The 22,476-nt window shown below is 59.3% G+C and carries 19 protein-coding genes; 9 read left to right on the top strand and 10 right to left on the bottom strand.

Annotated elements, in window-relative coordinates:
- Window positions 1–30 precede the first annotated feature (30 nt).
- The 6 genes from BLO49_RS01225 to BLO49_RS01200 form a co-directional block, all read right to left on the bottom strand.
- Window positions 31–1,368, bottom strand: coding sequence for a PepSY-associated TM helix domain-containing protein (locus BLO49_RS01225; protein WP_090643194.1), 1,338 nt, complete (start codon window positions 1,366–1,368; stop codon window positions 31–33).
- A 3-nt stretch (window positions 1,369–1,371) separates the two neighbouring features.
- Window positions 1,372–3,630 carry a TonB-dependent receptor gene (locus BLO49_RS01220; protein ID WP_090643190.1) on the bottom strand — a complete coding sequence of 753 codons (2,259 nt, stop codon included), beginning with the start codon at window positions 3,628–3,630 and terminating at the stop codon, window positions 1,372–1,374.
- A gap of 66 nt (window positions 3,631–3,696) precedes the next feature.
- Entirely contained in the window at window positions 3,697–4,110 is a 414-nt protein-coding gene (locus BLO49_RS01215) for a hypothetical protein (RefSeq protein ID WP_090643188.1), read from the bottom strand.
- Window positions 4,111–4,152: 42 nt separating this feature from the next.
- Entirely contained in the window at window positions 4,153–5,703 is a 1,551-nt protein-coding gene (locus BLO49_RS01210; protein WP_090643185.1) for an AMP-binding protein, read from the bottom strand.
- A 169-nt stretch (window positions 5,704–5,872) separates the two neighbouring features.
- A complete protein-coding gene (locus BLO49_RS18640; RefSeq protein WP_090643182.1) occupies window positions 5,873–7,807 on the bottom strand; it encodes a M56 family metallopeptidase in 1,935 nt (644 codons plus the stop codon).
- Entirely contained in the window at window positions 7,807–8,196 is a 390-nt protein-coding gene (locus tag BLO49_RS01200) for a BlaI/MecI/CopY family transcriptional regulator (RefSeq protein WP_090643180.1), read from the bottom strand. The genes BLO49_RS18640 and BLO49_RS01200 overlap by 1 nt, the downstream gene beginning before the upstream one ends.
- Window positions 8,197–8,318: 122 nt before the next feature.
- On the opposite strand from BLO49_RS01200, the gene treF reads away from it, so the two are divergent.
- Entirely contained in the window at window positions 8,319–9,878 is a 1,560-nt protein-coding gene (gene treF, locus BLO49_RS01195; protein WP_090643178.1) for an alpha,alpha-trehalase TreF, read from the top strand.
- Here treF and BLO49_RS01190 read toward each other — a convergent pair.
- Entirely contained in the window at window positions 9,872–10,831 is a 960-nt protein-coding gene (locus BLO49_RS01190; RefSeq protein ID WP_139159593.1) for a serine aminopeptidase domain-containing protein, read from the bottom strand. The two genes, treF and BLO49_RS01190, sit on opposite strands and share 7 nt — an antisense overlap.
- A 138-nt stretch (window positions 10,832–10,969) precedes the next feature.
- Here BLO49_RS01190 and lipA point away from each other — a divergent pair, with 138 nt between their 5' ends.
- Together lipA and BLO49_RS01180 are read left to right on the top strand one after the other, a co-directional pair.
- The gene (lipA, locus tag BLO49_RS01185) at window positions 10,970–11,926 is read left to right on the top strand and encodes a lipoyl synthase (protein WP_090643173.1); all 957 of its coding nucleotides are present in this window, start codon (window positions 10,970–10,972) and stop codon (window positions 11,924–11,926) included.
- A 3-nt stretch (window positions 11,927–11,929) separates the two neighbouring features.
- Window positions 11,930–12,382, top strand: a complete 453-nt coding sequence (locus tag BLO49_RS01180; protein WP_090643170.1) for a type II toxin-antitoxin system RatA family toxin — start codon at window positions 11,930–11,932, stop codon at window positions 12,380–12,382.
- Here BLO49_RS01180 and BLO49_RS01175 read toward each other — a convergent pair.
- The 3 genes from BLO49_RS01175 to BLO49_RS01165 form a co-directional block, all read right to left on the bottom strand.
- A complete protein-coding gene (locus BLO49_RS01175) occupies window positions 12,372–12,854 on the bottom strand; it encodes a CinA family protein (protein WP_090645937.1) in 483 nt (160 codons plus the stop codon). The genes BLO49_RS01180 and BLO49_RS01175 overlap by 11 nt on opposite strands.
- A gap of 64 nt (window positions 12,855–12,918) precedes the next feature.
- Entirely contained in the window at window positions 12,919–13,530 is a 612-nt protein-coding gene (locus BLO49_RS01170; RefSeq protein ID WP_090643167.1) for a superoxide dismutase, read from the bottom strand.
- 292 nt (window positions 13,531–13,822) lie between these two features.
- Window positions 13,823–14,989: a bifunctional 2-C-methyl-D-erythritol 4-phosphate cytidylyltransferase/2-C-methyl-D-erythritol 2,4-cyclodiphosphate synthase gene (locus BLO49_RS01165; protein WP_090643165.1), complete on the bottom strand. Its 1,167-nt coding sequence runs from the start codon at window positions 14,987–14,989 to the stop codon at window positions 13,823–13,825.
- A 61-nt stretch (window positions 14,990–15,050) separates the two neighbouring features.
- Here BLO49_RS01165 and dusB point away from each other — a divergent pair, with 61 nt between their 5' ends.
- The 6 genes from dusB (at window position 15,051) to hflX (ending at window position 22,426) form a co-directional block, all read left to right on the top strand.
- Entirely contained in the window at window positions 15,051–16,040 is a 990-nt protein-coding gene (gene dusB / locus BLO49_RS01160; RefSeq protein WP_090643163.1) for a tRNA dihydrouridine synthase DusB, read from the top strand.
- A gap of 135 nt (window positions 16,041–16,175) precedes the next feature.
- Window positions 16,176–18,443 carry a sensor histidine kinase NtrY-like gene (locus BLO49_RS01155; RefSeq protein WP_090643160.1) on the top strand — a complete coding sequence of 756 codons (2,268 nt, stop codon included), beginning with the start codon at window positions 16,176–16,178 and terminating at the stop codon, window positions 18,441–18,443.
- A 3-nt stretch (window positions 18,444–18,446) separates the two neighbouring features.
- Window positions 18,447–19,847: a nitrogen assimilation response regulator NtrX gene (gene ntrX, locus BLO49_RS01150; protein ID WP_090643158.1), complete on the top strand. Its 1,401-nt coding sequence runs from the start codon at window positions 18,447–18,449 to the stop codon at window positions 19,845–19,847.
- Window positions 19,848–19,853: 6 nt separating this feature from the next.
- Window positions 19,854–20,714 (top strand): D-amino-acid transaminase, encoded by an 861-nt coding sequence (locus tag BLO49_RS01145; RefSeq protein WP_090643155.1) that lies wholly within the window; start codon window positions 19,854–19,856, stop codon window positions 20,712–20,714.
- A gap of 113 nt (window positions 20,715–20,827) precedes the next feature.
- Window positions 20,828–21,076 carry an RNA chaperone Hfq gene (hfq, locus tag BLO49_RS01140; RefSeq protein ID WP_018080169.1) on the top strand — a complete coding sequence of 83 codons (249 nt, stop codon included), beginning with the start codon at window positions 20,828–20,830 and terminating at the stop codon, window positions 21,074–21,076.
- A gap of 21 nt (window positions 21,077–21,097) precedes the next feature.
- On the top strand, window positions 21,098–22,426 hold the full coding sequence (gene hflX, locus BLO49_RS01135) for a GTPase HflX (protein ID WP_090643153.1): 1,329 nt from the start codon (window positions 21,098–21,100) through the stop codon (window positions 22,424–22,426).
- The last annotated feature ends 50 nt before the right edge of the window (window positions 22,427–22,476 follow it).

Here is a 22,476-nt window from a genome sequence, read left to right as displayed (position 1 = left end):
TTTCTTTGGAATAAAGCAAGGTTTGTGGGGTCACAGATCCCACGCCCGATCTGCTTTCAGGCCGAGCCAGTCCCGCACGGCGGGTATGCGGCGCAGGATGAGCCATTCGAGCAAGCCAACAACGATCAGGCTGATCCCCAGTACCGGCAAGAAGATACCTAATGCGATAATGATAAGGGCCAGGCCTGGCGCCAGCTTTTCATCGGGCAGACGCTGTGGCGCGCCAAGCCTGTCAGTCGGCCGCCGCTGCCACCACATGACCACGGCGCTGACGCACAGGGCCATCAGGCCGAGCGCCGTGAGGACGCCGAGCGCCTGGTTGAGCGGACCGAACAACTGACCTTCGTGGGCAGCGATGCCATAGCCGACCGCCCGGTCTAGCGGCTTCTTATCGGCAAAGTCTTCGCTGCTAATGACCTCCAACATGGCAGGGTCAATCATCAGGGTCACACGTTGCGGACGGTTGCCGGTATCCGAGGCCAGTTTCCAGAGGCTGGCACCTTTCGCCGGAACACTGAGCGTCACCGGTGCCGGCAGGTTAAGCGCGCGGGCGGTATCGAGCAGGGCATCCAGCCGACCAAGATCGGCGGGAGCCGTGCCTTCGGCCTTCAGGGCCCTTTTCTCATCGGCGCGTCCCTGAGACCAGGCTTGTGTGACCGGCGCAGGATTGGCCAGGGCGCGCACGGATTTGAAGGCATTGCCCCAGACATAGGTCCAGGGCAGGCCGGTCAGGAGCAGAAACAGCGCCAGAGCGGAGATGTATATCCCGATAACGGCGTGGATATCGCGCCAGAAGATCCGTTTGCCCATGTTCAGACGCGGATAGAGCAGGCCGGCGACGCCTTTGGCTTCGCTTTTTGCATTTCTGGGCCACCACAGGTAAAGCCCGGTCAGGATCATGACGATGGCCCAGGAGGCGGCCAGTTCGACAATCACCTGCCCGAAGCGCCCGGCAAACAGTTCACCGTGAATATCCTTCACGATCTCCATAAAGCGCGCACTTTCAGGCACTTGCTTCAACATCTTCAGGCTTTTCGGGTGGACATAGACACGGATTTTATCATGGCTCTTCAGCACAATGACCCGCGCCGCATCATGGATATCCGGCCGCACCTCGATCGCCTTGAAGCGTGAACCTGGCACGGCTGCAACCGCCGCTTTGACCATGGTTTCTGCCGATTGGGGCGTGCCATCAAACAGCAGGTGATCGTACTTCGCATCGATCGCCGCCTCGATCTGTGGCTTGAACAGGTAGATCGGTCCGGTGATCGACAGGATGATGACAAACGGAATGCACACCAGCCCGGCATAGAAATGCCAGCGCCAGAACATGCGATAGTCAATAATATTTTGTTTCGCTTTTTCCATGCCTTAGTTCCGATATTTCAGTTCCAGCATATAGCTGCGTTGCGGCAGGGGATGCGACACATAGGCTTGATCGTTATTAGCGTTATCTATACCGAAGCTGATCTGAGTGGTTTTTGTCAGGTCATAGCTCAGGCGGGTATCAAGGAAAAAATATTCCGTCTGGTAACCGTAAGCATCGCCGCGTACCAGGCCGAACAGGTCGGAATTGGGCCGCGAGCCGTAGCGCCAGCCGACGGAGAGTTTTAGCTTAGGCGTCAGGGCGTAGCGGACATTGCCATTGCTGCGCCACTTCGGAATGCGCGGGAACTGGACACCTTCGGAAGCGGGGGCGGTGCTATTCTTTTCGGTGCGGGCATCCATCCAGGAGGTGCTGGCTTCGATCGTCAGGCCATCAATGAGCAGGTCGTGCGATTCGAAAATCAGTTCGACACCAGACTGGTTCATACGGTCGATATTCTGGTAACGCGAGACTACCGTGCCGTCGTCGAGGATACCCTGATAGCTGAAGATGGCGTCATCAATCGACTGGTTGAACAGGCTGCCCGTCAGGGTAATGCGATCAAAGTGCCGGCGGGCAATCAGGCTGATATCGTGTGAGACCTCGGGTTTGAGGTTCGGATCGAAGCTGGTGGGGTCGATGGTGGTCTGGCCCGCATTGATCTTGCCCTGGAAGAGTTCGCCGACCGTAGGGAAGCGTGTGGCTGTGCCCAGGCTCAGTTGCAGGTCATAAGGACCGATATCGCCCTGTAGGCTGGCCTTGGGGGAAAAGGCGCTGGCATGGCGCTTGGGATAGTATTGCAGCGGCCTGCCCGAGCTGATGCCACCGTCAAAAGCGCGCCAGTCGTCATAACGACCACCGAGGGTCAGGACAGCGCGGCCCAAATCAATGGCATCTTCAGCAAAAATGCCGCCAATAGACGTCTTGCCCAGGGTGCGCGAGGCAAAAACCGGATCGGCGGCCGTGCGCCATTGGGTCGTATTGTAGGTGCTGGCGTCGGTCTGGTAGAGATTGGTGGTCAAGCCAAAAGCCAGATCGTGACGGCCGAAGTTTTGCTCGATTGTGCCGTCGAAGGTCCACCAGCCGGGATGATCATAAAGCGTCTGCTGGCCGGCGGGACTGACCATGTCGAGCGAGGTGCGGACATCCCACTTGCCGATATCGTAATGCGATAGATTGGCCGATACGTCCCAGCCGTTCCAGTTACCGGAGAGGCGCAGGCCCATCAGGTCTTCAGTGCGATCCATGCCGGAATATGTGGTGCCCTTGGCCACATAGTTGACGCCATTGAAACTGACCTTGGTGCCGGCGGCGGTGGGCAGAACGGTATCGCCGTTGGCATCGACCAGCCAGGAGACCGGATTTTGTAGTTTTTGCTGCGTTTTCCACAGCATGGCCAGGGCGTCGAGCTTCCAGCCATTATCCCAGGCATAGCCGACGCGCAGACGCGCCTGATCCTGAGTGACATCCACCGGTGAGGCAGCGCCAAAGACAGGCGTGGCCAGGCGATCATCGGCATAGGCGCCAGTCACGGGGGTATAGGTGCCGGCCGCCGTTGATTTGGCCAGCAGGTTATAGGTCATGGACTGGCCGGTATTCTCGAAATGACGGAACGAGGCGCGCGCCGACCAGCCGCTGTTTTTCGCCTTATAGTCCAGCCCGCCTTCAACCGAATAGCCGCTGAAGGTCTGGTCGAAACCATATTCCCTGAACGGCATGGTGAATGCCTGCACGGAGCCGTAAATGTCATTCTTCTTTGGAGTTTCCGTGGTGATCGAGACCACGCCGCCCATCGAATTGCCGCCGTAACGCGCCGAATAGGGGCCATAGACGATATCGAACTGACGAATTTCGGCAGGCCCGACCACATTCCATTTCGGCGGATAGTCATAGCGGTTGCCGAGGAAGTTGGAGACGACATAGCCATCGACGAGAACGAGGGTTCGGGCGCTCTGGACCGTATTGGCGCCGCGCAGGGCGACCACGGCATTGTCATCGCCAACAAAGCGTTTGCGCACGAAGAAGTTCGGCGCGTATTTCATCAGATCTTCGACATTGATGGCGTTGATGGCGTCGAACTGTTCGTGACCGAGCGAGACTGACAGGCCGCGCGGTACGACGGTGATCGGGGCGTTCTTCTGGCCAACGACGATGACCTCCTTAGGACCATCACTCACATCTGTCTCGGCGTGAGCGATCAGGGGCAGAATTGACCCGCAGCTCATCAGCGCTGTCAGGAGCGCTGTACAATATTTTGTTTTCATTTGAATTTATCCGTTTCAGGCAAGCATAAGGACGCACCCGGTTGACCCAGTGCGTGATGAGACTGCTTAAGCTTGAGACGGCGGGCCGCAGGAATGTGGACGAGGCGGGGCGCGGGCCTTGATGGGGCTGCGGCGGCTGGAAGGCGCGAAGTCGGCGTGGGATATGGTGTAGACGGCCGGCTGGAAGACAGGCGGCGGCGTGGTGATGGCCGTAATGGAGGCCAGTACGCATTGCGCACATTTCAGGCCGGCCAGCCCGGGCTTCTTGGCAGGTGATTTAACGACCACCTTGTCAACGATCGGCTGGCTATCCATGCCGGACGTACACAGCACCATCTGCACACCATGCGCCGATGGCATGGCCATAACCTGCGGCGGGAACAGGACCTGCGTGAGCAGGGCCATGACCACGGCAAGCAGCGTCCAGAAGCGAATTTCTGAATCGCGTGTCGTCTTGCCTGTGGAAAAGGTCAGGGCCATATTTGCGCCATAAGATGAAGCGCTGCCGCTGTCAATGCGACATCAGGCCGCCAGTTCGGCCATTTTTTGCAGGGTCACATAGTCCGTCTTGCCGGAACCCAGCACGGGCACGGTTTCGATCCTGAGTATCTTTTTCGGAATGGCCAGGACCGGCGTGCCGTTTTCCTTTGCCCAGTTCGTCAGGCGGGATACGTCAGCATCGCCCTTGTCGGTGATCAGGATCAGGCGTTCGCCCTTCTTGTCGTCCGATACGGCGACCACGGCGTGGCGGTTATCCGGCCAGACCTCCTCGGCGATGCGCTCGACAGCGGTGAGCGAGACCATCTCGCCGGCGATCTTGGCAAAGCGTTTGGCGCGGCCGAGGATGGTGACGAAGCCTTCACTGTCGATATTGACGATGTCGCCGGTATCGTGCCAGCCGTCCTTCGGCGCCTCGATCACATCCGGGCGATCGATGTTGATATAGCCGCCCATGATGTTCGGTCCTTTGACCCACAGGCGGCCACCGCCGGTAATCCCTTCGACCGGCTCCAGGCGCGCCTCCATTTCGGGCAGCATGACGCCGACCGTGCCGTAATGGTTGTTGTCGGGGAAATTGACGGCCACGACCGGCGAGCATTCGGTCACGCCATAGCCTTCCAGGATGGGGATGCCGCCGAACTGGGTCTTGAAAAGATTGTGGGTTTCGTCACGCACCTTCTCGGCGCCGCAGACGATGAATTCCAGCGATTTGAAGTCTTCCGGCTCGCCGGACCGGGCATATTGGTTGACGAAGGTATCGGTCGAGAACAGCAGGGATGCCTTCGATTCGCGCAGCAGTTCGGGGATGACCTTCACATGCAGGGGCGAGGGGTATTGAAAGCTGCGCAGGCCGGCCAGCAGGGGCAGGATCACGCCGCCGGTCAGGCCCAGGGAATGGAAGATCGGCAGGGGGTTGAAGGCGACCCAATCGGGTTTCAGCTCTATATGGGCCTCGATCTGACGGGTATTGGACACCAGATTGGACTGGGTCAGGACCACGCCGCGCGGTGTGCCGAAACTGCCGGAGGTAAACAGAATGACGCCGATATCGGAGGCTTTCGTCTTCTTGACGAACAGGCCCGGCAGCTTCGAGGCGGCGACGGCGAAGAGCTTGTCGACCGTCGAGACCTCCTTGCGGATATCATCGAGATAGATGACCCGCACATAGGGCTTCATGCTCTCGATCAGGTCTTCGAGCTTGGCATTTTCGACGAAACGGCGCGAGGATAAGACGGTCTTCACCTGTCCAGTCTGGATGGCGGCCTTCACATTGGCCTGACCGGCGGTGAAATTGATCATCACCGGCACCTTGCCGAGGGCATGAAGGGCAAAGAAGGAGACGGCGCCACCGGTTGAGGTCGGCAGCATCATGCCGATGCGGTCTTCATTGCCCAGATAACGTTTCAACAGGCGTGAAAGAGCGAAAACACCGGTAATGAACAGGCCGTAGGTCAGCGGCTTGCGGTCCTGGTCCTCGATGATGACCTTGCCGGCGCCGAACCGGTTCTGCGCCTCGATCAGGGCATCAAACAGCGAGGTTTGGGTGTCGCTGGCCTTAAACGCGCGCTTCATGCACGAAAGCTCCCCTGGGGCACGGCCCGCCGCCAACACGGCAGGTCCGGCGACCCTGATTATCACGCCATTCCTCTCCTCGGATCGGAATGGCCACTGTTCGCCATACTAGCCGATGGAAACTGAACAGGTCAAAGGGGAAGATACGGGCTGTCGGGTAAGAAACCTATCAGGGCGTGGTGTCGACCTTCACCTTTTGGAGGCTTCGGACATTTACCACGACGTCCGACTTGGGATCGGGCGATGGAATGGCGGCCGGGCGAGCGTTCGGCAGCTTATTCAGTGCGATAACCGGGGCTGAAGTGGTGTCGACGACGGGCGTTGGAACCGCAATGGGATAAGCCGTTATCGTCGGTTTCAAAACCCTATAAGCTTTGTTTGCAGGTGACTGTGATGGCGAAATTATATGCCATGATGATAGGGTGGGGGCGGCAGGCGGCTCAGGGGGCGCCGGCGGTTCGGCCAGAGGGGCCGGCGATTCGATCATGGGCGCTGGCGGGACAGGTGATACAGGCGGAAGCGGTGCGACCGGCGCCTTGGGAGCCTTCAGTCTCTGGTTTTCCGCTTTCTGACGGGGCCATTCCGCCTTGCTGGCGGCTTTTTGCGCGGCCATTTGAGCCTTGGCGGCCACGGCGGCGGCGCGAGCCTGGGCAGCGATGGCGTCGGGGTCGAGGTTCAGCAAGGCGACACGAGCTGCATCGGCCTTGGCGTGCTGAGTTTCGGCCAGGACCTGCGCGGCAATGGCCTCCGGATCGATATCATGGGCAATGCCTTGGCGCTCCATGTCCGCCTTGGCCTGCATGGCATCGGCGCGGGCCTGGGCCGCCAGGGCCTGCGGATCAATATCGAGGTCTTTGGCATTGGCGATATCGGCCTTGGCCTTCATGACTTCGGCACGGACCTGGGCGGCTATGGCGTCAGGATCGATATCGTCTGACTCAGACTGGGAAGACCAGTTGAGCTTGACATCCGGAACGCTGACATCAGCCGGCGCGACGGTAGTCGAGACCTGTGGTTCCGGCGCCGGATGCCCGGTGATGGCTTCCTGCAGGCTGGCCAAGGCCAGGTTGGCGGTGGCGGTGACCTTTGCCGTCTTTTCCGGGCATATCTTGTGCGCGGCCTCGGTGACCGGGGCGGCGGCAAAAGCCGTCAGCGTCAGGAGCATGACCGGCAACAGGACAAAGGCAACCGGACGCACTTTCAGGCGGGAGTCTGGTGTTTCACCCAGGATGCGGGAAATGCGCGACAGCAGTTCGTGGCGCCCCTGGCCATTTAGGGCCATGGCGAGGTGGGTCGGGGCGAGGTTGGCCGGCATACCGCGGCGCTGTTCTTCGAGGTTGAGCAGGGCGGTGGCATAGGTAATCGGATCATCGCAGGTGCGGATGGCGGCATCGTCACAGCAAAGTTCGCGCTGTTCACGCAACCGAGCGCCGATCCACCAGACGGCGGGGTGATAGAAGAACAGGGTCTCGATCAGGTTCTGGACCAGGTTCCACAGATAGTCGGCGCGGCGGATATGCTCCAGTTCGTGCGACAGGACAGCGTCAAGCTGCGCCGGCGACAGCGAGCTGACAGCCGACAGGGGCAAATAGACCACCGAACGGAAGGCGCCGACCACGAACGGTCCGGTGATCGCCGGGTGCAGGCGGACCTGCACCTTGCCGGTCAGGCCGAAGCGACGGAGCAGGGCGCTGAAACGGTCCTGGACTACGATCGGCGCGGCCTGGGCGTGCCTTTTCAGGCCATGAACCTGCCACAGGCGGCTGGCTATGCGGAAGGTCAGGGCCAGGACGCCCATCAACCAAAAGGCATCAAGCCAGGGCAGCCAGTTCGACAGGCTCTGAACCTTAGCGCTGTCAAGCAGGGGGGACGCAAATGCCACGCCGGCAGGCAGGGGTTGGTAAAGCCGGATTTCCTCATAGATATAGGTCGCCAGGGCGGCCAGGGTCATGGCCAGCAGCGCCGCCAATCCGAGCGTATAGCGGGCCTGTGGCCTCAGGTTTGGCCGAAAAAGCTCTGTCAGCTTATAGGCGGCGGCGATAAGCGCAGCCTGCCAGCAGAAATGAACCAGGGTAAAGCCGAGCGCTTCCATATGGGGATTCATCACGCACCTCTTTTGCGCTCAATGAGCGCCTTGATCAGTTGAATCTCTTCATCGCTGGCCGGTTGCAGGGAGAGGGCGTGCATGGCCAGAAGGGCGGGGGAGCCCGAAAACAGTTTGTCACTCAGGTCTTTCAGCAACTGGCCCTGCATGTCTTCCTCGCGCATGGCGGCGGCGTAGATGTGCGCCTTGCCGTCTTCGGTGCGCGACACCAGGCCCTTGTCGAGCATGATCTGCATGGTTTTCAGGACGGTTGTATAGCCGATTTCACGCTCCAGAGAAAGCACCTCGAAGACTTCGCGCACCGTGGCGGAGCCTTTGCTCCAAAGGGCGCGGAGGATTTCCAGTTCGGATTCGGTCGGTTTGCGGGCGGGGGTATCTGATTGGGTCATGAACAAGATATACGAAGGTCTTCGTATTGAGTCAACGAAAATCTTCGTAGATGCCGAGGGGTTGCCATGACGGTCCTGGTTTGTCTTTAATGCGGGCAGGGGAGCGGCAACGGAGGACACCGATGCACCGATATTTCCTGCCCCTTTTGCTGGCCTTTACGGCGCCCTCGACCTTTGCGCAGACACCTTCGCCCGCAGATCTTTACGGGCCGTTATTCGTTCAGGTTCAAACGCAGAAGCTGTTTCCGGACGGCAAGACCTTTGTCGACATGACGGCCAGACGGCCCGCCGCCGATATTATGGCGGATTATGAGGCGCATCCACCTCAGACGCGGGAAGCGCTGACGGCGTTTGTTGTGGCCAATTTCGATCCACCGGCGGAACCGGCTTCGCCGCCGCTTTCGGGCGAACGCCTGACCCTGAAGGCGCACATCGCCAGCCTGTGGCCACAACTGGCGCGTCCGGCCCTGGAGGCGCAGGCCGGCTCATCGGCGCTTTCGCTGCCGGAAGCCTATGTTGTGCCCGGCGGGCGGTTCCGTGAAATCTATTATTGGGACAGCTATTTCACGATGCTGGGTCTTTACGCGGATGGTCAGGACGCCCTGGCGCAATCCATGCTGACCGACTTTGAAAGCCTGATCGAGCGTTACGGTCATATTCCCAATGGGGCGCGAAGCTATTATCTCAGCCGGTCGCAGCCGCCGGTTTTCGCCCTGATGCTGGAGATCAAGCCGAGCGCTGATCCGGGCAAACAATCGCGTGAACTGGCCGCGCTGCGCCGCGAACACGATTTCTGGATGGCGGGCAGCTATTGCGCCATCAAATACAAGCCCTGCCAGCGCGTGGTGGTGATGCCGGACGGCAGCCAGCTCAATCGCTACTGGGACGACCGTGACACGCCGCGCGAGGAATCCTATGCCGAGGATGTGGCCACCTCGGCCAAAAGCGATCGCCCGGCCGCCGAGGTCTATCGGGACTTGCGCGCCGCGGCGGAAAGCGGCTGGGATTTCAGTTCACGCTGGCTGAAGGAACCGATGGACCTGTCGAGCATCCGCACCACGGATATCGTGCCGGTCGATCTCAACAGTCTGCTATGGAAGCAGGAAACGATCATAGCTGATCGCTGCCGCAAGCTGGCGGATATTGTCTGCGCCACACAGTACGACAACTGGGCGAAAGCGCGAAAAAAAGCGATCACGCGCTATCTGTGGCGTGATCACCGCTTTGCCGACTATGATCTCGGCACCGGCGGGCCGACATTTACGGTCTCCGCCGCCATGCTGTACCCGCTGTTTGTCGGATTGGCGAGCGACACGGAGGCCAGGGCAACGGCCCGGCTGACGCGCCTGCAATTGACGGCGCAGGGCGGGCTACGCACGACGCAAAACCCGACCGGCCAGCAATGGGATAGTCCGAACGGCTGGGCGCCGCTGCAATGGATCGCCGTCAAGGGGCTGAGCGATTATGGCTATGACAAGCAGGCGCACGACCTGGCCTCGCGCTTTATCCGCACGGTCAATCTCACCTATCGTGATACCGGCAAGATGTTGGAAAAGTACGACATCGAGGCGCGCCGGCCGGGCGGCGGTGGAGAATATCCCTTGCAGGACGGCTTCGGCTGGACCAATGGGGTGACTCGCGCCCTGCTGGCGAAATATCCCGATCTTGATCCAGATCAGTGAATGGCGGGCAGTTGCGCCTGAATGAAGGTATCTACGTCAGCCCCGAGGGTTTCCGGATTGCCACCGGCTTGAAGGGCGCAGCGAGACAGGCAGGCGCACAGGGCACTGGCCGTATTCGCTCGGCTGGTAGTACCGGTTTTTGGTTCTATAATAAGGACTTGTGCGCCATTCTTGAGAGAGGTGAGAGGCAGGTGCAAACCGTTCAGAGCTGCATACGCCTTCTGCATCTGCTTCTGCCAGCCATCGCTTTTCTGGCGCATCCGCAGGTCGGGATTGGACATTTGCCAGCTTTGCGCGATGGTGCCCCAATAGCCGGATTGGACGGCATCACGGTGCCAGGTTTCACCCCTGGCGATGGGACCGCCGAGATAGGGATCGTAGCCGATAAAGCCTTTCAGGTTATCGTCCTTCATTACAGTGGATAGCGACAGGGCGGTTATGGCGCTGTAACCGGTGCCGATAACGAATACGGGCTTATCGGGAGACGGCTTGATGATGTCGCGGATGAAATCACGCGCCACAAGCTGGCCGTCATGATAACTTTTGATGAAAACACTCTGATTTTGCAAAAGATACCGGCCTGAACCGCCTTGTCCAGGGGCTTCCAGCAGCCAGACGCCATAACCCGCGTCGAGCCATTGCCGCATCAGTTCGAAATAGACCTCCGCCGGGTAATCGGCATCGGCCAGGATCAGCACCTGTGCCCTGGGATTTATCGGCGGCGACGCCACGCCGTAGCGCGCTTCCGGCAGGGAGCCGGCACGATAACCGCCCCATACAAAGCCCTCCGGCGGGTAGTATTGCGGGGAGAGGCCAGCGGGTATCTGGCTGTCGAGAAAGGCATGACCCGGCTGCCTGTCCCGGTCGCCGAACTTTGAACAGCCGGCCATGCCAATGAGGGCGCCGAGGGCCAGCGCCAATATCACGGATTTTCGACAAGGAAACGCACCCATTCCCCAATCTATACGGGAGATTCCGTGAACCGGCTATGACATTTGCAACGCACTATTAGCAGGAATTGACTTGATATTATGACGTGAAAAGACCAATTAGGGCGAGGCGAACTGTGCCCTGCATCCCCGTTGAGTCTCATGGTCACTCTGATAAATCGTGTTGAAGCCGGCCCGCGTGAATTGCGTCACCCGGAAAAGCAGAACAAGCCGGATTCGCCGATCCTGAAAAAACCCGACTGGCTACGCGTGAAAGCGCCGGGCTCCGCCGGCTATAACGAGACCCGCGGCATTGTGCGCGATGCCAAGCTGGTGACGGTCTGCGAAGAGGCCGCCTGCCCGAATATTGGTGAGTGCTGGTCGAAGAACCACGCCACCATCATGATCATGGGCGATACCTGTACGCGCGCCTGCGCCTTCTGCAACGTCAAGACCGGCCTGCCGCAGCCGCTGGATGCGGATGAGCCGCGCCGTGTGGGCGAGACGGTCGCGCTGATGAAGCTGTCGCATGTCGTTATCACCAGCGTGGACCGTGACGACCTCAAGGACGGCGGCGCCGAACATTTCGCCGAGGTGATCCGCCAGATTCGTGCGCAATCGCCCAAGACAACCATCGAGATCCTGACGCCGGACTTCCTGCGTAAAGAGGGCGCGGCCGAGATCGTCATCGACGCAAAACCGGATGTGTTCAATCACAACCTGGAAACCGTGCCGCGCAACTATCTCAAGATCCGTCCCGGCGCGCGCTATTTCCATAGCTTGCGCCTGCTGGAACGCGTGAAAGAACGTGATCCGCAGCAGTTCACCAAGTCCGGCATCATGGTCGGCCTGGGCGAAACGCGCGAAGAGGTCATGCAGGTTATGGATGATATGCGTTCGGCCGGCATCGATTTCATCACCATCGGTCAATATCTCCAGCCGACGCGCAAGCACGCCGCCATTGATCGCTTCGTGACGCCTGACGAGTTCAAGGCGTATGAAGCCATCGCCCGCGCCAAGGGCTTCCTGATGGTGTCGTCTTCGCCGCTGACCCGCTCTTCGCACCACGCCGGTGAGGACTTTGAGCGTCTGCGTGCGGCACGTGCAGCCAAGAAATAGTCCATGACCAAACTGCGTCTGGAGCGCGACCTGCCCTATGCGCCGGCGCAACTGTGGGAAATGGTTGGCGATGTTGAGCGCTATCCGGAGTTCATTCCGTGGATCAAGTCTTTGCGCGCCAATAACCGGACCGTCGATGCGGATATTGTCCGTTTTGATGCCGATGTGACGGTGGGATTCAAGCTGCTGACCGAGCGCTTTTCGACGCGGGTGACCCGCGCGGCGGAAGCCCTGCTGGTCGATTTCGACCTGATTCGCGGCCCCTTCCGCAAGCTTCAGGGACGCTGGACCTTTACGCCGTCAGCTCTGGGGACGAAGGTGGCTTTCGATCTCGATATCGACATCAGAAATCCGATCCTCGACGCTGTTTTTAAAGCGAATTTTAATCTGGCAGTATCGAAGTTGCTGGCGATTTTCGAGGCACGAGCCAGGCAGCTTTACGGACCTAAACGCTGAGTTCATCAATTGCCCACTTCAGGGCATAGGCTACGCTTTCCGCGCGGACGGCGTCGCGGCCAATATTGCCGAACTGCCGGGTGCGGGTCAGTGTTTTTCCGCCGTGGCTCAAGCCAAAGCAAACCATACCGACCGGCTTTTCGGCGCTGCCACCCGTGGGGCCGGCAATGCCGGTGACGCTGAGGGCGATATCGGCGCCGGCGGTTTTCAAGGCGCCTTCGGCCATGGCGGAAGCCACCTCTTCACTGACGGCGCCATGTAGGGGAAAAAGCGCTTCAGGCACACCGACCAGCGCGGTCTTTGCGGCATTGGAATAGGTAACAAAGCCGGTCTCGAACACCTCGGAGGAGCCCGAAATGGCGGTGATAGCGCCGGCAATCAGCCCGCCGGTGCAGCTTTCGACCGTGGTGACGGTCTTTTTCTGTGCTTTCAGCAGGTCGATCAGGCGGGCGGCAAGGGCAGTCGAATTCATAAGTTTTCCAAAGAAAAAGGCGACCCGCAAGGATCGCCTTTTATGCCTGAATTACAAGCGGAAATCAGACGCCTGGATGCAGCGGGGCATCGAGATTGGCATTGGCGAAATCCCAGTTGACCAGGGAGGTCAGGAAGGTCTCGATAAACTTCGGACGCAGATTCTGGTAATCGAGATAGTAGGCGTGTTCCCAGACGTCGAGCGTCAGCAACGGCTTGTCGCCCTTGGTGAACGGGGTTTCGGCATTGCCGGTCTTGGTCACTTTGAGCTTGCCATCGGTGCCGAGCACCAGCCAGGCCCAGCCTGAACCGAACTGCGTGGCGCCGGCGGTCTTGAACTGCTCGACAAAGGCGTCGAACGAACCGAAATCAGCGTTGATCTTTTCGGCGATCTTGCCGTTGGGGGCGCCGCCGCCATTTGGCTTCATCGACGACCAGAAGAAGGTGTGGTTCCAGACCTGGGCGGAATTGTTGAACACGCCGGGGTTCTTGCCTTCCGACGCCTTGACGATCTCGACCAGTGACAGGCCGGCAAATTCGGTGCCTTCGATCAGCTTGTTAAGGTTGTCGACATAAGCCTTGTGGTGTTTGGCGTGGTGATAGCTGAAGGTATTGGCCGACATGTGCGGCTCAAGCGCATCGGCGGGATAGGGCAGAGGGGGGAGTTCGAAGGTCATGGAAATACCTCTTGGTGGCTAAGGGCAATCCGAAAAGTGGACGCCACTTTTCGGATAAAATTGCGCGACAAAACGAAGTTTAGAGCGGGGGTTTTGATTTCATCAAAATCCATTCCGCTCTAAGGGAGGAAAACGCGAACCCCCGTCATATATTCGGTGAAAAATGCCTTTTCAATAGCCAAGGGTCGTGAGAATTCTTCGCAATAAAACCCGTAACAATTCAACGGGTTTTATTGAAAAGCTCAGGCGAAGGGGATGAGATGAAAAAGTCCAGCAATGACAGAGGATTGCCTCAGATTTCTATGCTGCAAACCGCCTGCGCGGCCAGACCCTCACCGCGACCGGTAAAGCCCATCTGCTCGGTCGTCGTTGCCTTAACGCTGACACGATCGATGTCGACGCCGATAATTTCGGCGATCCGGGCGCGCATGGCTTCCCGGTGTGGTTTGATTTTGGGGCGTTCGCAGATGAGTGTCACGTCGACATTGACGATCTCGCCGCCGCGCTGCCTGATCAGGTCGACGGCATGTTTGAGGAAGCGGTCGGAGGACGCGCCTTTCCATTGCGGATCGGTAGGTGGGAAGTGATCGCCGATATCGCCCAGGCCGGCGGCGCCCAGCAGGGCGTCCGTCAGGGCATGAAGTCCGGCATCGGCGTCACTATGGCCGATCAGGGTCTGGTTGTGCACTATCTCCACCCCGCACAGCCAGACGCTTTGGCCTTCGCCCCAGCGATGGGCATCGAAGCCCTGGCCAATTCTGATTTGTTTCATAATTTTTTCCTGAGGCTTATCGGCCATTATTAACGCTTCCAGAAGCGCAAAATCAGCAGGGTAGGTCAGCTTATGCAGTGCCATATCACCTTCCACAAGCGTGACATTGATGCCGGAATGCGCCGCGACCATGGCTTCGTCCGTCGGCACCTGGTCGGCGGGCCAGCGTTCATAGGCGCGAATAATATCGTTGAGACGGAAAGCCTGGGGAGTCTGCGCGCGCCACAGATTGTCACGCGCCGGGGCCTCGACGATGCGATTATGATCGCCACGTTTTAGTGAATCCGTCACTGGCAGGGCCAGGATCGCCGCGGGTTTCGTCTTAAGTTCGGCTAACAAGGCATTGATATGATGCGGCTTCAGGAGCGGCCGCGCGGCGTCATGAACCAGGACGATATCATCACCATCAGTCACCAGGGCTTTCAGGCCATTGACCACTGAATCGGCGCGCTGGGCACCGCCGGCCACGATCCACACACGCCCGCCATAGGCCGCCTGGGCTTGCGTCACATCCTCGGCAGGCACGACGACGACGATCTGCGCGGCACCGGCGGCTTCGAAAGCGGCGATCGACCAGTCGAGTACGGTGCGGCCGCCCAGGATCATCCATTGTTTGCGGCCGCCGGAGCGGCTGCCAGAGCCACCGGCGACGATGACGGCGTGAAAGGGGCGTGAGTCCGTGTTCATGGGGCCTGTTTAGCGTGAAACCGAAGTGGTGCAACAGCCAGAAACTGTGTATGGGAGCGCAATGACCACAAATAATCTTCAGATTGGCGATGTGAGTGTGCCGGGGCGGGTGCTGATCGCGCCCATGACCGGCGTGTCTGACCTGCCATTTCGCCAGATGGCGCACAAGCTCGGCGCGCCCTATGCCGCGACCGAAATGGTGGCCTGTGCGGATCTGGAGAGCGGCCGACCCGATATTGTGCGCAAGGCGCAGCTTGGGGAGCATGACGGTTTGAAAATAGTTCAGTTGGTCGGCCGCGATCCGGTGCATATCGCACGCGGCGCCCAACTGGCGGAAGAGTCGGGTGCGCATATCATCGATCTTAATTTCGGCTGCCCGGCAAAGGAAGTCACTGGCGTGCTGTGCGGCTCGGCCCTGATGCGCGATCTTGATCAGGCCGAACGCATCATGACGGCGGCCTTGCAGGCTACCTCAAGGCCGGTGACGGTAAAAATGCGCCTGGGCTGGGATGACAACCACAATGCCGCCGAACTGGCCGTGCGTGCGGAAAAACTGGGCATTGCCGCCCTGACAGTTCATGGCCGCACCCGCCAGCAGTTCTACAAGGGCGAGGCCAACTGGCAAGCGGTGGCCGTGGTGAAGCAGGCTGTCGCCATCCCGGTCATCGTCAATGGCGATATTATCGATCTGGCGAGCGCAAGATCGGCGCTGGCGCAATCCGGTGCGGATGGCGTTATGATCGGGCGCGGTATTTATGGACGGCCCTGGCTCGCGCGCGATCTGAACCAGGCGCTGAGTAATGATGAGGCCCTGCCGACTATGGCTTTGAGCGAAAGGGCGGACCTGCTGGTTGAGCACATGCAGGCGTCCATGGCTTTTTATGGCGATAGCTTGGGCCTGCGCATGTTCAAGAAGCACCTGGGCGCCTATGTCGAAGCTTCGACACACGATCCCGACCCGCTGGTCCGCCGTCAGGACAAGGCGCGCCTGTGTCGCATGGAGGATGCCGGCGCCATTGAAACGGCGGTTCGGGCCCTGATGGCTGCGTGAATTTCAGCATTAAATAATTGTGATATTTGCAACATTGCTGTTGATATTCGGACACAGTAGTGCGCAAATGTCACTCTATTGTGGACGAAAGCGATAGCCTTGAAGGACGCATCGGCAAGACGGCGATGGTTGCACATGTTCGTGCGCAGCCTGAAAACGCTCCGCTCGACGAGCTTGCAAAAGCTTGCCCTGGCGGTGGGTTATGGCGCGTCCATGCTGACGACCGCTTTCATCGTCTGGCTGATCATTGCCAGCCCTGGCACAGGGCTCACGGTCAAGGGGCCGGTCGGCAATACGGCGGATTATCTGCTGATCCTGATTTTCCTCAACCTGGCGCTTTTGCTGGGTTTGATATTCATTGTCGTCCGCCGGGTGATCACCATCGCGCGCAGCCGGGGCGCGGATGCCGGCGCGCGTTTGCACCTGCGCTTTGTGTTTCTGTTTTCGCTGGCGGCGGTGACCCCGGCCATCATTGTGGCCCTGTCCTTCACCTTTCTCAATCGCGGCATTGACACCTGGTTTTCCGACCGGGTCCAGACCTCCGTCGAGAATGGATACGATCTTGCCGGTGTTTACCTGAAGGAGGCTATGCGGACCTCAGGCACGGCCATGAAAACGGTACAGCTTCGCGTGGAAAGCCCGGAAGGAAGGGCGCTTTTCCCCGATCGTCTGGCTTTTTCGTTGGGATTGAAGAAGATTCTGGAGGAGGAAAGCGGCGAACTGACCGCGATCTATATCATCGACCGAACCGGGCAGGTTCTGGCGCGGGCGGAATCGCCGACCGCGCCGGTCTATATGGCGCCGCCGTCCGATGTCATCCAGGATGTGGCTGCCACAGGTCCGAAAGCCTATCCATATGGCAACCCCGATGCCATCCGGCTGCTCTACTCACTCGATGATTACAACGGCGCCATGCTTTACGGTATCAAGCCTCTGCCGGCCGGAATCTACGCCAAGATCCAAAGCGCCAACCAGGCCATCAATGATTACCGCGAGACGACCAACAAGAAGATTCGCGCCCAGGGCATCTTCTTCATGGCCTATCTTGAGGCGGTGCTGCTCGTGCTGATCGGCGCTATCTGGGGCGGCACATCGGCTGCGGAAAGTATCGCCGTGCCGGTGGCCCGCCTGGTACAAGCGGCAGACAAAGTAGCCGGCGGCGACCTGAATGCACGTGTCATGACCATCAAGCAATCCGAGGATATCGCCGTATTATCGCGCGCTTTCAACCGCATGACCTCCGATCTGCAAAGCCAGCAGGCGGCGCTCAAATCGGCGGGTGAGGAAGCAGAAAGCCGCCGTCGCTTCATCGAAACCGTTCTGTCGGAAATCAGCGCCGGTATCGTCGGCATCGATGTGCTGGAACATGTCTCGGCCATCAACCGCCATGCGGCCCATTTTCTGAGCATCCCCTCTGAAGACGCGTTGGGTGTTAACATCCGTGAATTAGCCCCTGAAATCGCTGAGCTTATCGACAAAGCGTCGGTGCATCGTGTGGAGGAGCAGGAGGTTGACCTAGTTCGCAAGGGGGAGACCCGACGTGTCCGTGTTCGTATCTCGGCACTGGAAACCGGTGGCGCGGTCCTGACCTTTGATGACATCACGCGTCTGATCGCTGCCCAGCGCAACGCCGCCTGGAAGGACGTGGCGCGGCGGATCGCCCATGAGATCAAGAACCCGCTGACGCCGATCCAGCTTTCGGCAGAGCGCATTCGCAAGAAGTACCGGCCTCAGATCGAAACTGATGTCGATACCTTTGATCGCCTGACCGATACGATTGTGCGGCAGGTCGGCGATATCGGCCGCATGGTCGATGAATTTTCGTCTTTTGCCCGGATGCCGGCGCCGAATTTTTCCGAAGAAGACGCAGCGGAAATGGTGCGCGCAGCGGTCTTCGCCCAGCGCGTGGCGCGCCCGGACCTCAGTATTGAAATTGTCGAGCCCTTGCCGGAATTGCGGGTTGTCTGCGATGGGCGGATGCTCAGCCAGGCGCTTGGCAATGTGCTGAAAAACGGCGGTGAAGCGATTTCCTCACGCCTGATGCGGGATCGTGGCACCGATGAGGTGGATCCAGCGGAGGGGATTGTCGGGCATCTTCGGGTCGAGATGTCACAACAGGAGGGTGAACTGGTCATCGAGGTTGAGGATGACGGCATCGGCCTGCCGGAAAAGGACCGCGACCGGTTGACCGAACCCTATGTCACCACTCGGGAAAAGGGAACGGGCCTCGGCCTGGCCATAGTAAAGCGTATTCTCGAAGACCACGGCGGCGAGTTCTATCTCAACGACGCGGTTCATTTAAGCGGCGCGCGGGCTGTCCTGCGTCTGCCGCGTATGCAGGCGGGGCAAAGCCCGGTTGCGAATGAGGCTCCGGCAAGCGGGCCCAAGATGATGAGGGTGTAAGTGATGAAAGTCTCTTCTGGCGTTGATATTCTGGTTGTTGATGACGAGGCCGATATCCGCGAACTGATCGCGGGCATCCTGGAGGATGAAGGCTATTCGGTGCGGACGGCCGCCGATTCCAATTCGGCCCTGCGAGCCATCAAGGCGCGCAAGCCCAGCCTGTGCGTGCTTGATATCTGGATGCAGGGCGGCGGGCTGGATGGTCTGGAACTGCTCAGTGTGATTCATGAGCTGGACCCCGATATTCCGGCCATCATGATTTCCGGCCACGGCAATATCGAAACCGCCGTGACCGCCATAAAGAAAGGCGCCTTCGATTTCATCGAAAAGCCCTTTAAAACCGAGCGCCTGATCATGGTTGTTCAGAGAGCGCTTGAACTGACCAGTCTGCGCCGAGAAAACAAGCGCCTGCGCAGCCAAGCCGTCGTGCCGGACGGACTGATCGGAAATTCCGCGGCGGCGCAATTGCTGCGGTCGACCATCGCCAAGGTGGCGCCGGCCAATTCTCGTATCATGATTTCCGGGCCGGCCGGTTCCGGCAAGGAACTGGTGGCGCGGATGATCCATGAGGTCAGCCCGCGCGCCAAGTGCGAGTTCGTGCCGATTTCAGCGGCCGGCATGACGCCGGAACGTCTCGATGTCGAACTGTTCGGCGAGGAAGGTGAGGGCGGCCGTCCGCGCAAGATCGGTGTCTTTGAGCGCGCCCACGGCGGCACCCTGTTCCTCGATGAAGTGGCGGACATGCCGCCGGAAAGCCAGAGCCGCATCCTGCGTGTGCTGGTCGAGCAGCGCTTTACCCGCGTCGGCGGCGCCCAGGATGTGCAGGTCGATGTGCGGGTAATTTCCTCCACCTCGAAGGACCTGTCCTCCGAAATTGCCGCCGGGCGTTTCCGCGAAGACCTGTTCCATCGCTTGAATGTCGTGCCGGTACGCGTGCCGGGCTTAAGCGAACGACGCGGCGACATCGCCGAATTGGTACAGTATTTCATCGATCGCATCAGCGCGGCGCAGGGGCTGCCCAAGCGCATCCTCAGTGAAGACGCCATGGCGACGCTCCAGGTCCATGAGTGGCCTGGCAATGTCAGGCAGTTGCGCAACAATATCGAACGCCTGCTGATCCTGGCCTCCGGCAACCCGAACGAGCCGATCACCGCACACATGCTGCCTTCGGAAGTTGTGGAATCGGCGACCGCCGGCGCTATCCGGCCGGAACGCATCATTGCCCTGCCTTTGCGCGATGCCCGTGAAGTCTTCGAGCGGGAATATCTGTCGTCGCAGATTGTACGTTTCGGCGGCAATATTTCGCGCACGGCCAATTTTATCGGCATGGAACGCTCGGCGCTGCACCGCAAGCTGAAAAGCCTGGGCCTGGCCCATATTCGATCCGACGAGGATGAGGTCTAAGCCGTAATGCCGAGAATTGCCTATGTTAATGGTGTCTATGAACGCACCAGTGAAGCCGCCGTTTCCATTGAGGATCGTGGTTACCAGTTCGCGGATGCCGTCTATGAGGTCTGGTCGGTTTTCGATGGGCGGCTGGCCGATCTGGCCGGTCACCTGAATCGCCTGGAACGCTCGCTGTCGGAACTGCACATCGCCATGCCGATGCCGCGCACGTCGCTGCTTGTGGTGCTGAACGAGGTGGTGCGCCGCAATCGAATCCGCGAAGGGCTGGTTTATCTCCAGATCAGCCGAGGCGTGGCGCCGCGCGACCATGTGTTCCCGGTTGATGTTCGTCCGTCGATTGTGATCACCGCCAAACCGGTTGACCGTGAGACCGCCGCCCGCAAGGCCGCCACTGGTATCAAGGCGATCAGTGCGCCGGATATTCGCTGGGGGCGCTGCGATATCAAGACGGTGGGCCTGCTGCCCAACGTGCTGGCCAAACAAAAGGCGAAAGAACAGGGCGCGGGCGAGGTCATTTTCGTGGATGCCGACGGCTTCGTGACCGAAGGTGGCTCGACCAATGTATATATCGTGGTTGACGGGGTGATCAAAACCCGCAGCCTGACGGCCAATATTCTGGCGGGCGTCACGCGGCTTAACCTGCTGCCGATAATTGCTGAAAGTGGAATCGAACTGCGGGAAGAAAGCTTCACGCTTGCCGAGGCGAAGGCGGCATCGGAAGTCTTCATCACCGCCGCCACCAGCCTGGTCATGCCGATTATTGCCATTGATGATCACAAGATTGGTGACGGCAAACCGGGGCCAATCGCTTGTGCGCTAAGGGAAGTGTATATCGAACGTGCCCGCGCTTCCGCAGGTGTGTAAAATAATTTTATCGGCGTATGGTTGAAAAGACCTGGAATCTTTGCATAAATAGAGACTTATTGTCTGTGTGAGGGGTATTGTGCCCCTCAAATTTTAAACAAGAAGGGCCGACAATGTCCCACGATAAGAAACAAAATCTGCAAGACACGTTCCTCAACAGTGTCCGCAAAACCAAAACCCCCCTGACCATCTTCCTGATCAACGGCGTCAAGCTCCAAGGCATTGTGAGCTGGTTCGATAACTTCTGCGTCCTCCTGCGCCGCGATGGCCAATCGCAACTGGTATACAAGCACGCGATCTCGACCATCATGCCGGCCGCGCCCGTCCAGCTTTACGAGCAAGAAGAAGACCTTGACGACTAAGATCCATCAGGGATTTGTTGCTTGAGCGATCGTTTTCATGACAACGCGCCGGAAATCGTGCGCGCTGTCGTCGTTGATCCTGATATAGACGTGCATGTGCGCGGAGGCGGAGATAATCCGCCCCCGCGCCGTTACGAAGAGTCACGTCTTGAAGAAGCCGTGGGCCTTGCCATGGCGCTAGATCTGGAAATTGCTGGCACAATGAGCGTGCGGGTGCGCAAGCTCAATCCCGCCACCTTGTTTGGCGAAGGAAAGGTGTTGGAAATCAAGGCGCTGTGTGAGGAAGCTGAAGCATCCCTGTGCGTCGTCAACGGGTCTCTGACGCCGATCCAGCAGCGTAATCTCGAAAAAAAGCTTGAGGTCAAGGTGGTTGATCGTACCGGCCTGATCCTCGAAATCTTTGGACGTCGGGCGCGTACCGGTGAAGGCAAGCTTCAGGTCGAACTTGCGCGGCTGGAATATGAGCGGTCGCGGCTGGTCCGCACCTGGACTCACCTGGAGCGTCAGCGCGCTACTGGCACCACTGGCGGTCCGGGCGAAACCCAGATCGAACTCGACAGGCGCATGATCGCCGACAAGATCAAGCAGTTGAAGTCTGAACTGGAAGAGGTGCGCCGCACGCGTGGCCTGCATCGCAGCCAGCGCAAGAAGGTGCCCTATCCCATCGTGGCGCTGGTCGGCTATACCAATGCCGGCAAGTCGACCCTGTTCAATAATCTCACAAAATCAGAGGTTTTTGCAAAGGACCTCTTGTTCGCCACGCTGGATACGACCCTGCGGTCGCTCAAGCTGCCGAATGGTCGTTCGGCGATTTTGTCAGATACGGTCGGTTTCATTTCAGACCTGCCGCACGAACTGGTGGCGGCCTTTCGGGCCACTCTGGAAGAGGTCGAGCAGGCCGACCTGATCCTGCATGTCCGCGATGTCTCCAATCCGGAAACCGAGGCGCAGAAAAAAGACGTTGAACAGGTGATGGCGCATATCCTGCCTGACCTGGATCGTTCGCGCATGGTTGAGGTCTGGAACAAGATTGACCTGCTGGATGACGAGACCAAGGATATCCTGTATGCCCGCGCGATTACCGATCGCGCCAATAACAAGCCGCTGATGGTTTCGGCCATCACTGGGGAGGGCGTGGTGGCGTTGCTCAATCAGGTCGCCTTGCTGGTCGATGCTGAAGGTGAGGAACTGGACATAACCCTGGAGCCGCATCAGGGTGATGTCATCGCCTTCCTCTATCAGCATGGCCGCGTGCTTGGCCGCCATGAAGACGAAGAGGGGCGCGTCCATCTGCGCGTCAAGCTCAGCGACCAGGCCTATGGGCGTTATGAGAAAATGATCGGGGCCTGACGAAATTGCCGGCTTGTATTGCTCGTGACTCAGGCGTAGATAGTTAGATA

The organism is Asticcacaulis taihuensis, from assembly GCF_900100255.1.
Classification (GTDB): domain Bacteria; phylum Pseudomonadota; class Alphaproteobacteria; order Caulobacterales; family Caulobacteraceae; genus Asticcacaulis; species Asticcacaulis taihuensis.
The sequence above is the reverse complement of the archived record's forward strand: the minus strand, read 5'-3'. Positions and strand labels throughout refer to the sequence as shown.

Excerpts from the sequence above, each read along its gene's own strand:
- BLO49_RS18640 (WP_090643182.1), bottom strand. The coding sequence starts at position 7,807 with ATGAATCCCCATATGGAAGCGCTCGGCTTTACCCTGGTTCATTTCTGC.
- dusB (WP_090643163.1), top strand. The coding sequence starts at position 15,051 with ATGACCACAAATAATCTTCAGATTGGCGATGTGAGTGTGCCGGGGCGG.
- lipA (WP_090643173.1), top strand. The coding sequence starts at position 10,970 with ATGGTCACTCTGATAAATCGTGTTGAAGCCGGCCCGCGTGAATTGCGT.
- BLO49_RS01215 (WP_090643188.1), bottom strand. The coding sequence starts at position 4,110 with ATGGCCCTGACCTTTTCCACAGGCAAGACGACACGCGATTCAGAAATT.
- ntrX (WP_090643158.1), top strand. The coding sequence starts at position 18,447 with ATGAAAGTCTCTTCTGGCGTTGATATTCTGGTTGTTGATGACGAGGCC.
- BLO49_RS01225 (WP_090643194.1), bottom strand. The coding sequence starts at position 1,368 with ATGGAAAAAGCGAAACAAAATATTATTGACTATCGCATGTTCTGGCGC.
- BLO49_RS01190 (WP_139159593.1), bottom strand. The coding sequence starts at position 10,831 with ATGGGTGCGTTTCCTTGTCGAAAATCCGTGATATTGGCGCTGGCCCTC.
- treF (WP_090643178.1), top strand. The coding sequence starts at position 8,319 with ATGCACCGATATTTCCTGCCCCTTTTGCTGGCCTTTACGGCGCCCTCG.
- BLO49_RS01175 (WP_090645937.1), bottom strand. The coding sequence starts at position 12,854 with ATGAATTCGACTGCCCTTGCCGCCCGCCTGATCGACCTGCTGAAAGCA.
- BLO49_RS01165 (WP_090643165.1), bottom strand. The coding sequence starts at position 14,989 with ATGAACACGGACTCACGCCCCTTTCACGCCGTCATCGTCGCCGGTGGC.
- BLO49_RS01155 (WP_090643160.1), top strand. The coding sequence starts at position 16,176 with ATGTTCGTGCGCAGCCTGAAAACGCTCCGCTCGACGAGCTTGCAAAAG.
- BLO49_RS01170 (WP_090643167.1), bottom strand. The coding sequence starts at position 13,530 with ATGACCTTCGAACTCCCCCCTCTGCCCTATCCCGCCGATGCGCTTGAG.
- BLO49_RS01210 (WP_090643185.1), bottom strand. The coding sequence starts at position 5,703 with ATGAAGCGCGCGTTTAAGGCCAGCGACACCCAAACCTCGCTGTTTGAT.
- BLO49_RS01200 (WP_090643180.1), bottom strand. The coding sequence starts at position 8,196 with ATGACCCAATCAGATACCCCCGCCCGCAAACCGACCGAATCCGAACTG.
- BLO49_RS01145 (WP_090643155.1), top strand. The coding sequence starts at position 19,854 with ATGCCGAGAATTGCCTATGTTAATGGTGTCTATGAACGCACCAGTGAA.
- hfq (WP_018080169.1), top strand. The coding sequence starts at position 20,828 with ATGTCCCACGATAAGAAACAAAATCTGCAAGACACGTTCCTCAACAGT.
- BLO49_RS01180 (WP_090643170.1), top strand. The coding sequence starts at position 11,930 with ATGACCAAACTGCGTCTGGAGCGCGACCTGCCCTATGCGCCGGCGCAA.
- BLO49_RS01220 (WP_090643190.1), bottom strand. The coding sequence starts at position 3,630 with ATGAAAACAAAATATTGTACAGCGCTCCTGACAGCGCTGATGAGCTGC.